Consider the following 10,715-nt stretch of genomic DNA (forward strand, 5'->3'; position numbering starts at 1 on the left):
GAGTTTGGTTGTGCCTGTAACCATTGCCGACTCTCGTAATCTTTTCCTAAATCAAAGCGGAGTTCACAAGGCCAGTGATTCCATCCGGGAGCCTGGCGTTGTGCAAGCCGTAAAGAACAACCAACCCTTGAAGGATTTTGGGAACGATATGAGATCGAGAGCGACTCTTCAGAAGGATTTCCTCTTCGCCGCCTCTGGCAACTGTGTTTCTCTGACCGCGCAAGCTTCCGCCACGGAAATCAAGGGGCAGGTTCTTGGTGGAGGTACGCCGATAGCACAATCCTCCGTGGCCTTGATGCAGGCACGCGCGGGCCACGACCGACAAGGATGGAAGGTTCACGGTCTCAGGTGCGGCTGGCCATAGGTGCACACCGGCCCTTGCGCGTTCGGGTCTCCGCGTACTGACCTAACGCCGGCCTGACAGCACGGCGTTGATCGCCGGGAGCAGGTCGCTTACGGCTTCGCTCTTAAAGACGTAACCCGGTGCACCCAGCTTCAGCGCTTCTGCAATCAATTGGGGAGAGGTGTGCAGGGTCGGAAAGATGATCTTCGTTTCCGGCACAAGTCCGCGAATCCGTCGTGCAGCCTCGAGAACATTCAGCGTCGGTAGACGGCGCCGGGGGAGGACGGAGAGGGCAGCGACAAACTCCCTTGTGTCCTCTCTGTTCACTCAACTCATCCAGAAACATTCAGGGGTACGAAACGGGGTATCTTCGCCACCATCACTTCTAAAGTCCGCTGATTGAGGGCCTATGGCTCCCTGGGGCTTGTCACGTGACAAGGGTGTTGTCATAACGGAATTGAAGAAAGAGAAGTGCGTAATACCAGCTGTAGCCGGCGGCGTGGCCCTTGCGACCCAAATCCCGGGATTCCAATTCTGTTCGATTCCATGCAAGGGCGTGCAATTAGAGGGAAATAATCGCGACGATCTTTCAAAATGCTCTTAAACTCTCGTTGCGCTTTGATGCGAGCCAGCGCAGCGCAGACGAGATTTCGCGTCAACCTCAGCGCGTAGAGGATAAGAGCCGTATCACTTTCGTATCACAACCAGTGTTCCTAGGCTCAAGGATGATTTCAGTAACTTCTTTGTTTAGAATGGTGAGCCCGCTGGGACTCGAACCCAGGACCCACGCCTTAAAAGGGCGTTGCTCTACCAACTGAGCTACGGGCTCTCACGGTAATTGGTTTTCTTGAATGAAGCGCTTGTTTCGCCTGCATTCTCAGGACATTGCATCCTGTTCCGGATCAGGAAAACGTCTGCGGATACAGACTTTGACCTGATACGGCCGTTCTTCAACTTTACCAGATCGTTCGATCTTGCGCTGGCATTCCACACGACACAGGCGTTGTTCCGGCGACGGAAAAAGTCGCGCCGCAAAGGGAGACGGCCGAGAGTGACTCCTCCCAGCCGTAGTGCAAAGCTGAACTGTCTGTAGATGCAACAAACCGGCGTTAGCCCCGTTCGGACGCCTATTGGGGCATGGCTGTGAATGCGGTGTTGTTGGGAAGCAATCGCGGTAGCGACAGGTCTCCCACAATCGCTGTAAAGATTGCGCTCAGGCTGTTGGTTTTCCCGTTCATGGTGACGGATGTAGCGCCGGGGCAAGCATAGCTGGACGTGTCAACAAAGAATTTCTGGTCGCCGCCGGCGATGCTCCGCAGTGTTTGGCACGCAGTAACGGCAGTGCGGTATTTGTGTTCGCATCCACCGTTCGCGACACCGTATCCGACTGTGTAAATCTTGGTGCCCGCGGCCTTGGCCGCCGCCGCAACATCGATCGCCTGTTGACATTGATCCGTGTCGTCCGGGTAGGTTCCGTTGCCGGACAGTTTTGACGAAGACATGGTGCCGCCGTTCGCGTCGCCATCCCCGAGGAGGATCATTACGTTCTCCGCGTTCGTCCTTGCATTGGCGGTGAGATACTCCTGTGCCACGAACATCGCGCCGGCATAGAACGTGGCCTCGGTGCCCTTTGCCTGCATCCCGGTACAACTGCTGGTGTTACCTGTAAAATAGCTGTTTCCGGCAACCGCATTTACGAGCGAGGGGCTTTTCGTACTCACCGTCAGGGGGTTGCCAGGGTCCGAGGTGGTATCAGAGGTTCGGTAATCGCTCGACAGGGGCACAACCTGGTACTCGGACACCAGGGTGGCCAAATTTGCGGTAGTAATGCCGGTACCAATGGGTGGCATTGTGGGATTTGTACCAGCCACTGTGGCATAGGTGGTGCTATCGGGATAGGGGATCACGCTCGGTGTTTTCGAACTGCACACTTCGTCATTGGTCACCTGAGTGGTAGCTGTCTGCGCGGGAAACGTAAAGAGGGAGACTTCATCGACCGGATGGGCCACGTTGCCGCTGGTAACCGTGCCACAGGCGGCGCCAGGCAGGCAGGGCGAGAACTCGGAGAGCAGTATCTGAGCTCCTTGCTCGGCGCATTGAATTTTCGTGCCCTTGCAGTTACTGCCCCCATCTGGACTCTGCATTGATGAGGTTGTATCGAGGATGATTGCTACGTTGTAGGGTCCACGCTGCGCGCCTCTCATTTGCGCAGTCGCGGTGGCTGTGAGTGTAAGGGACTTGGCAGATTTGAGGCCGAAGACAGACAGGGCCCTGATGAAATACGTCGGAATGGTGACCGTCTGTGTAACTTGAACAGCGTTGGCCAACAAGGAACCGACGCACTGCGCCATGCCAGTCATGCTGACGCAACCGGGAACGACGCTAATCGAGGCGCCGGTGAGGGCCATCGGCGAGTTCAAGCTTGGATACGCATTTTTGTTTCCCGATTTTGCGCTGTAGAGCGTGCCTGTCGATATCACTGAGTTGCTGGATGCATTGCTGGTCGTGATGGGCAATTGCGAGGCTGCGGCCAGGGCGGCGGCATCGGTTGACGCCTGGAGTTCGCGATAGCAGATGAAGGCATGGCCGACGTCCACAACCAATCCACCTATACCCAGGAGCAGTCCGAACAGAAGAGCCGTCCATATCAGGGTCTGTCCACATTCATTGTGGATTGCCTGCCGTAGCGAAAACTTGCCTTCCCGGTTCATTGAACGACCTCCGTAATGGTTTGAGAAATTTGACAGCCGCCCGGCAGAAGTTTGCCACCGAAGAAGTTGAGACTGCACTTGGAATAGGTTGCGGTCACCGAAACGGTCCCACCGGAATACAGATAACTTGGCGGTCCGGTGGTGGTGCTGGTACTCGAGCAACTCGTTTGGGTGTACGAATGGTTGGTTGTGCTGCCCTGGCTCGGAGTTGGATTCATCACGATCTGATATGACAGGCTGCCCGGGCTAAGAAGCGGCGCAGCATTTTGCACCGCGCTGACCGCCGCAGCGCACGGATCCAAGGTTATTCCGCCACTGACTGCGAGGACTCGCCCGGCGCTGCTCACGCCCTCAGTCAGGGCCATGATCTGCATTTCGAAGATGCCAAAGACCATAATGCCGGTAACCGCCAGGAGGAGCACAGATGAAACCAGCGCGAGCTCTACGAGGGCCTGGCCTTCTTCGCGAAAACCAGACCAGGAACGAACCCGGGCGGTTATGGATTGCTTACCACGATGAAACCTCATATGAATCTCCGTACATTCGAACGTCGATGCTCTTCGGAAGCCCCAGAACCGCAGGGCTACCTCATCCGCAAATTCGACCAGAGAAGGACTTCTGACCTTCTATGGTCCGTCGCCGTCTGCTCAGCGGAGAACGGTCAACGCATAAATCTGCACGATTCAACTGAAAATGAATGTAATGCATTGGTTACTAATTGTGAATCACCAATACGTGTGGCAGTGGCACACGAAGGTAATGCTTATAAATGGATGTAAATGATCCATTTACCGACAGACACAATAACGGCATACGGTGCGGGGATTGGCTCGATTCAGATTGTGCTTTGCATCACAATAGGTTAACTACATAGTTACCTATAAGGCGGGGAACGGTTGGCGCCCTGGAATGAGACTGATCGGGCTGGGATGGAGGGGTGGATTGGTCTTTTCATCTAAAAGTCTGTACTAATATTAATAAAATAAATAAAAACTGTTGTACAAATGAAAAATATAGATTATTCTCTCTTTGTACGAAGAGATGAGGTCTTTCGCTCATGGCAACGGAACCAAAAACCGCTTCCGATTGGCAGGACCTGCTGCGCATGGCGCAGGGGGCTCCGGTGGTGATTGAGCGAGTGAGGATCCCTGAGAAGGGAATTGCCGTAGAGGGCTCTTTCACGCTGCCGGAACTGGCCCGCCTGAGCCTTGAGGACCAGGTTTTTGTGACGGCCTTTCTACGCTCTCACGGCTCGATCAAGGAGATGGAGCAGATCTTTGGGGTCAGCTACCCCACGATCAAGGCGCGTTTGAATCGCATTTCGGGACTGCTGCAGTTTATCGATACGAATCCTTCGCCGTCCCGCTCCGACATTCTGGAGCGGCTGAAGAACGGCGAAATTACCGCTACCGAGGCAATCAGCGAATTGGAGGCCATCAAGTGACTCCAAACATTGCCATCGTCCATGTGAATTACCCGCACGGACCGAATTTCCGGCTTTGGCTGCCGCTGTTTTTGTTGTGGATTCCAGCGGTTCTGCTGGCGCCCTTCGTTCTGCTGGCGCTGCTGATCGCGTGCCTGCTGGCGCGTGTCCCGTTCTTGCGGTCGATCGCTACGTTCTGGGCGCTCGTGAGTAGTCTGCCGGGAACGGACGTACGGGTTACAACCGAGGGCAATCACGTCCTTGTTCGCATTCTGTAGAGGTTGCTATGAACACCGATCGCCGCGCCATTCTTTCGCTCGTTGCCTCAGGGCGCATCACGGCCGTCGAGGCGGAACGCCTGCTGGCTGCCTGGAACGACAGTCGCGAGACAGCATGGATTCTCGCGCTGAGCCTGGCATTTGCCTTGCTGGCGCAAATTCACCTGCGTGAGGTTCTTCCGATCCTCATGCATATGTTCAGCGCGCAGATTCCCGCGCTGGCCGCGGGCGCGGAACACGCGATCTCGCCTATCACGGATCTCCTGGGAGGATTGCTATGAACGAGAACAGACGACAGATTCTGGAGATGCTTGCTGCCGGAAAAATTACCGCTGACGAAGCCGAGCGGCTGCTTGCCGCACTCGATCCCGACACAGCACGCCCTGTTGGCAGCGTGTCGAGTTCCGCGGGAAATGGTTCACAGTCCGCGACCACGAAAACGCATGCGAAATACCTGCGTGTGCTGGTAGAAGCCGATGAAGAAATGACCGGCTTGAAGGGACCGACCACCGTGAATGTCCGCGTACCGCTTCAGTTGCTGCGCGCAGGCGTGCGGCTTGCGGCCCTGATTCCGCAGCAGGCCCACAACCAGCTCGACGAGGCCTTCAGCAGACATGGTGTGCCGTTAACGCTGTCGCAGATCAAGCCTGAGAATCTTGAGGAACTGATCGATCATCTCGAAGATTTGACCGTCGACGTCGATGGCAAGGACGGCAACAAGACCCGCGTGCGGGTGTTCAGCGAGTAGGCCCGCGCCTTGGGTCAAGACCGTCTGGGGATCAGCGACGAAGCGGCTTCTGCATCGGCACTACCTGCACGGTCACATCACGCACTTCGGCGAGAAAGCGATTGAGTACGGAGCCGCGTAGAAGGATGTCGAGGCGCGAGCGCACGGGTTGCCCGAAGATGACGTGCGAGATGCTTTCCTGTTGCGCAAACCGGATCAGCGCGTCGGCGACATTCTTTTCATTCAGGGTGACAACCTGTGCGCCAAGGTCCTTGGCCATGCGGCGATACTCCTCGATTCGCTGAAAAGCCTCGGGGTCGCCGTGGCCCTTGTCTTCATCGGGCCGGTTTACGTAGACGGCGTACCAGTTGGTTGCGAGGCGGCCTGCGACGCGCGCACCCACGCGGATCAGCCTTTCGGTTCCCGGTCGCGTGCTGAGGCACACCATCACCTTGTCCGGGATCGGCGCCTGTTCGAGGCCCTGGGTGCGCCGATAGTCGGAAGCGCGCTTGCTCACCTGCTCAGCTGTCGCGCGGAGCGCGAGTTCGCGCAGAAGGTTCAGGTTTCCCTTGCGGAAGAAGTTGGCCAGCGACTGCTCCACCTTTTCCGGGGCGTAGATTTTGCCTTCGCGCAGGCGTGACCGCAGTTCCTCTACTGTGAGATCGACGTTGATCACTTCATCGGCGCGCTTGAAGAAGCTGTCCGGAACGGTTTCGCGAATAACGGTATTTGCTGAGCGATTGACCGCATCGTTCAGAGTTTCAAGGTGCTGGATGTTGACCGCGGTCCACACGTCGATGCCCGCGTCCAGCAGTTCGAACACATCTTCGTAGCGCTTGCGATTCTTGCTGCCGGGGACATTGGTATGCGCCAGTTCGTCCACCACAACGATCTGCGGATGCCGCGCAAGAATCGCGTCGACGTCCATTTCTTTCAGATCGACGCCGCGATAGGGAATCACGCGAAGCGGTACGATTTCGAGATCGCGGATCTGGTCAGCCGTATCCTGGCGGCCGTGTGTCTCCACCAGACCGATCACCACGTCAACACCCTGTTTGCGCTTGAGCAGGGCATCGTTGAGCATGTGGTAGGTCTTTCCCACGCCGGGTGCTGCGCCGAGGTAGATGCGCAGGCGGGCCGGTTCTTGCTGGCGTTCGAATTCGATCTCAGCCATCAACCCACCTCGACCGGGTGCGGAATCGCTTCAGCCACGGCCACCGGCAACGTAAAGCGGAAGGTCGTGCCGTGTCCGAGCCGGCTCTCAACAGCGATCTGGCCGCCGAGTGACTCGACGAGACGCCGCACCAGCGCAAGACCCATACCGGTGCCGCTTTCGGAAAACGGATTGAAGCGATCGAAGATGGTGCTGAGGCGCTCGGCTTCAATGCCGCGCCCGCTGTCGCGCACCATGAACTGCACGTAATTCTTGATCTCCTCGGCTGCCAGCAGAATCTCGCCGTCGGCATGAGTGTAGCGCAGGGCGTTTGCAACCAGGTTGTCGAGAATGGAGCGAACCGCGCGGCGATCAGCCATCACGAACGACAGATCCGCGAATGCATTTACCTCGATGCGCACTTGTTTGGCTGCCGCTTCATCGACGTAGCGGTTGCGCGCTTCATCCAGCAGAGGAAGAGGCCGCAGACGCTCGAGTTTCAGCTCGCGCTTGCCGGTGTCGAGTTCGACCACTTCAATCAGGTCAGACATCAGGTCGCTCAATTTCTCGGCTTCGTTGCTTGCCTCTACCACCAGGTCCGTTTGCAGCGGCAGCAACTCTCCCCCGAATCCCCGTTGAAGTGCGTAAAGGCCGCGCCGGAGCTGCAGAAGCGGATCGCGAAGTTTCTTGCTGGCTACTGAAATGAACTGTGTCTTGAAGCGATCCGTGTCCTGCAGCGTGGTTACATCTTCCAGCGTCGTCACCGTACCCAGCAGGCGCCCCTCGGAATCGCGCATGGGCATGGTGCGCAGGCGATAACTGCGAGACTGCTTGCCGATCCGCATGGGCAGCATGGCCGCCTCTCCCTCGGCTGCGATCGGTTTCTGCATTGAGATAGCATCGCGGATCGCGCTCAGAATCTTGTCGCCGCCAGGTGTATTGGTGAGCGCCAGGCGGTCATTCGCGGCTTCACCAAGCACGTCGGCGGCAGCCTGGTTGAGCTTGAGGATGTGGCCTTTCGCGTCGGTAACAATGATCGGTTCGAAGATGGATTGCAGCACGGCATCGGAGAGCTGGAACTCCATCTGCCGGCGCCCTGCCTCGCTCTCCCGAAGTTCGCGCAGGCGCACCGCGACGCGATTTAGTTCGGCCGCAATCACACCGAGACTGTCGCGCCCGGCCCACTCTACCCGATGCTCGAGGTTGCCACTTGCTATTTTGCGGGCATCGTTGGCCACTATGCGGATGGGATGCATGACCAGCATGACGGTGGCTACTTCAACAAGGATGAGGGAGACCAGCAGAGCGATGGCCAGACGCATTTCTCCGGCCGCTGCCAATGCACGATGGGTGGCGGCCACCAGGCATACGGCCAGGGCTGCGGTCACGACACAGCCGAGAATCAATCGCTGCGTTAGGTTCAGCATCTTCCAGGCTCCGTGCCGGAGAAAACCACACTTTCATTTTGTCGCACTGACCCTCAAGGCGCAAAACATTCGCGGGTTTTGCTGTTGATTTCGGGGGAGATTCGGAAGATTGGGAAATTGTGGTGTCTTCAATTGCGAAGGTTTTCCAGATTTAGATATGCGTCGCCCGGAAGGGGCATTCGGCAGACGCTGTACCCGCGCTCCTGGTAGGGACAATTCATCCCGGCTGGAGCAAGGCCGTGAATCACTGTCCAGGTGACCTCGGGAAACTCCTGTTGAAGGCTGCGGAACTGCGCGACGGAAAAGTGATTCAGCCCGTATGTCGCGTCACTCATCTGTTTCCATTCCTCCGCCAAAGCGGGGAAGAGCGAAACCACGCCGCTGTCCTTGTAGTAGTCCGCAAGGGCCGATCGCGCAGAGATTGCCCTGAAACCGTGCACGTCACTGGGGCTTTCCTTGAAGTAGTGCGAATCAACGGCGAATACCGCGTCCTCGGGCGTATTGTGTCGGATCCAGAGAAGTGTGTTGACCCAGGGATTGCTGCTTGTCTTCGCAGGCAATTCGATCTGAATGCTGTTGGGGTAGGTCTGTCGTGCCACCAGGAACATGCCCGCGGCAAGCGGAACGAAAAGGGCCACTGGCACCCACTTGCGCGATTTGGCCAGATACTCTCCTGCTACCCCGGCAAAAAGCAGGACGAAGATAAAAGTGATGAGATGGAAAGAGCGCAGCGGCTGGAGGCGAACGAACATTTCAAAGTCGGGCGTCGCGCAAAGTACTGTGGCGGCGGCGATCGAGAGGAGGCCGAACGGAATAAGCGCAAAACTGATCAGCTCGAATCCCCGACGTGTGCCGCGCAGGTTACCTCGCCAGAACCAGGCGAGAATCGCCAGCGGCGCCAGCATACCCAGCCAGTGGTACCAGGTCCAGTTGTAGAGAAAAAAGTAGTCGCGCGAGTAGAGGGCCTCGCGATAAGGACCAGTTGCGTGGGCGAAATGAAATTCAGACGGCAGAACGCTTATGCCCGACGCCATTACCTCAACAGGCTCCGCCACGGCTTGCTTGCGCCGGTTCGCTACCCACATCATCCCGATCAGGAACACAAGATAGACCACCATCTGCGGATGGATCAGGGCTGTCACAAGCATCGCAGCCGCAACCCGCGCGAAGCGGCGATCCAGTGCGCTCGCAAGTGCGAAAAGCGTCAACGGGGTGGAGAACGAACGAGCCGTTAGATAAGGATCGATCAGCAGCAATCCAGTGTTCGTTGCCGGCATGGTGAGGACCGCGGTCACCACCAGCATCGCGGTCCAGTGTGCGCGCGGTGAGGTGAAGCAGGCTGTGACGAAAAGCCAGCACGAAGCAAGCGTTGCAAACAGGCTCACGATGTACCAGGCGAAGAGCGTCCAGTCCATTGACATGTGAGTGAGTCGCGCCGTCCATGCCAGCAGGGACCCAAAAATTGAGAGTCGGCCGTGGGAGAGAAAGAACTCCGCCGCATAGGGATAGAGATTGGGGTGCAGCAGTTTTCGTGCAGCCGGGACGTAGATTTCGCCGTCTTCGACCCCAAAATGATATCCGTGTATCAGCAGCGCCGCCGCTGTCAATCCTGCAATGCGAATCGCCGGCAGGCGTCCGCCCGAAGATTTGCTCGTTACTTCTGCTGCCCCCTGATCCAGATCGACCTCTTTCGAAAATAATTGCTGAGCGAACAACGTTGCTGGCCAAGTGATGGGAGCGAGCGCAATCACATCGAGCCGTGGGGTAAAAAGACTATAACGCGGCGGTCCGGCTAACTGTCACCAGCGATTCCTGCTATGCGGACACCAACGAGACGTTCCTCTATATTACGACGGCCAGAGGCGTCTGTTGTGAGCCAATCCTAGGGGATTTCGCACACAGTAAGGCTCTGGTTATGCCATTTGCAGGCCAACCCCGCAGGCTGCGGATATGCCACGATCACCCAGTTAACTCCGAGGTCTCTTTTCAGCCGTTCGAAATCGGCGATTTTGAAGTTTTGCCATCCGGCCGTAGCGTCCACCTGTAGTTGCCATGCGGGGCCGAGTTCGGGAACCTGTGTCACGACTGCCGTGTCCTTAACCATGTCGGCGAGTTGGCTGCGCTCGGCCAGCGCGCGAAAGCTGTGGTAGTCCTCTCCCGCCGCAGCGAGGTAGTTGGGGTCCATCGCAAAGTAGGCGTTGGTCGGGGTGTTCATGCGGATCCATGCGAACGACTGCAGCCACGGATTACTCGATTGCATCCCGGGCAGTTCCAGGTGAGCGCTGCCGCTGAAAAGAGCGCGCTGCGACGCGAACATCCCCGCGTTGATTGCGACCAGAAAAATCGCCCAGCGCCAAGTGCTGTTTTTCAGCAGATACTTGCCCAGCAGACACCCGCCTACCAGCGTCAGGAAGAAATAAATGAGGTGAAGAAAGCGCATCGGTTGCAGAGGCGTCAGCCGTACCAGCGCTGGAGACTTCAGCACGATCATCGCCACGGCTTGATGAAAGACGCCATAGGAGAAGACGGCGAGGGCGAAGCGTGCCAGCATTGTCTCGCCCCGCCTCAGCGCGACCCGCCAAAGCAGCCAGAAAAGAAATAGCGGACCCAGGGCTCCCAGCCACTCATACCATGTCCAGCTGTAAAGAAAGTA

Annotated in this window: 11 protein-coding genes and 1 tRNA gene; 4 read left to right on the plus strand and 8 right to left on the minus strand. The window is 57.4% G+C overall.

Going from position 1 to position 10,715, the window contains the following annotated elements; translation table 11 throughout:
• Nucleotides 1–406: 406 nt before the first annotated feature.
• From WA354_RS06065 to WA354_RS06080, 4 genes are all read right to left on the minus strand, one after another.
• The gene (locus WA354_RS06065) at nt 407–670 is read right to left on the minus strand and encodes a response regulator (RefSeq protein WP_472812114.1); all 264 of its coding nucleotides are present in this window, start codon (nt 668–670) and stop codon (nt 407–409) included.
• 426 nt (nt 671–1,096) lie between these two features.
• Nucleotides 1,097–1,172, minus strand: a tRNA-Lys gene (locus WA354_RS06070).
• Between the two features lie 298 nt (nt 1,173–1,470).
• Entirely contained in the window at nt 1,471–3,054 is a 1,584-nt protein-coding gene (locus WA354_RS06075) for a pilus assembly protein TadG-related protein (RefSeq protein ID WP_472812115.1), read from the minus strand.
• Entirely contained in the window at nt 3,051–3,581 is a 531-nt protein-coding gene (locus WA354_RS06080; RefSeq protein ID WP_472812116.1) for a hypothetical protein, read from the minus strand. The genes WA354_RS06075 and WA354_RS06080 overlap by 4 nt, the downstream gene beginning before the upstream one ends.
• A gap of 530 nt (nt 3,582–4,111) precedes the next feature.
• Between WA354_RS06080 and WA354_RS06085 the strand changes: the two genes are divergently transcribed.
• From WA354_RS06085 to WA354_RS06100, 4 genes are read left to right on the plus strand one after another with little or no spacing between them, the layout of a single operon-like run.
• On the plus strand, nt 4,112–4,498 hold the full coding sequence (locus WA354_RS06085) for a DUF2089 domain-containing protein (RefSeq protein ID WP_472812117.1): 387 nt from the start codon (nt 4,112–4,114) through the stop codon (nt 4,496–4,498).
• A complete protein-coding gene (locus WA354_RS06090) occupies nt 4,495–4,755 on the plus strand; it encodes a hypothetical protein (RefSeq protein WP_472812118.1) in 261 nt (86 codons plus the stop codon). Before WA354_RS06085 ends, WA354_RS06090 begins: the two co-directional genes overlap by 4 nt.
• A gap of 8 nt (nt 4,756–4,763) precedes the next feature.
• Complete coding sequence (locus tag WA354_RS06095; RefSeq protein WP_472812119.1) at nt 4,764–5,036, plus strand: hypothetical protein; 273 nt, start codon at nt 4,764–4,766, stop codon at nt 5,034–5,036.
• Nucleotides 5,033–5,503: an SHOCT-like domain-containing protein gene (locus WA354_RS06100; protein ID WP_472812120.1), complete on the plus strand. Its 471-nt coding sequence runs from the start codon at nt 5,033–5,035 to the stop codon at nt 5,501–5,503. The genes WA354_RS06095 and WA354_RS06100 overlap by 4 nt, the downstream gene beginning before the upstream one ends.
• Before the next feature lie 31 nt (nt 5,504–5,534).
• Here WA354_RS06100 and WA354_RS06105 read toward each other — a convergent pair whose 3' ends face one another.
• From WA354_RS06105 to WA354_RS06120, 4 genes are all read right to left on the minus strand, one after another.
• The gene (locus WA354_RS06105; RefSeq protein ID WP_472812121.1) at nt 5,535–6,656 is read right to left on the minus strand and encodes a universal stress protein; all 1,122 of its coding nucleotides are present in this window, start codon (nt 6,654–6,656) and stop codon (nt 5,535–5,537) included.
• Nucleotides 6,656–8,062, minus strand: coding sequence for a HAMP domain-containing sensor histidine kinase (locus WA354_RS06110; protein ID WP_472812122.1), 1,407 nt, complete (start codon nt 8,060–8,062; stop codon nt 6,656–6,658). The genes WA354_RS06105 and WA354_RS06110 overlap by 1 nt, the downstream gene beginning before the upstream one ends.
• Before the next feature lie 128 nt (nt 8,063–8,190).
• Nucleotides 8,191–9,777, minus strand: coding sequence for a hypothetical protein (locus WA354_RS06115; RefSeq protein ID WP_472812123.1), 1,587 nt, complete (start codon nt 9,775–9,777; stop codon nt 8,191–8,193).
• Nucleotides 9,778–9,944: 167 nt separating this feature from the next.
• On the minus strand, nt 9,945–10,715 hold a 771-nt coding region (locus tag WA354_RS06120), incomplete at its 5' end, for a hypothetical protein (protein ID WP_472812124.1).

The sequence above is a fragment of the Occallatibacter sp. genome, assembly GCF_049802275.1.
Classification (GTDB): domain Bacteria; phylum Acidobacteriota; class Terriglobia; order Terriglobales; family Acidobacteriaceae; genus Telmatobacter.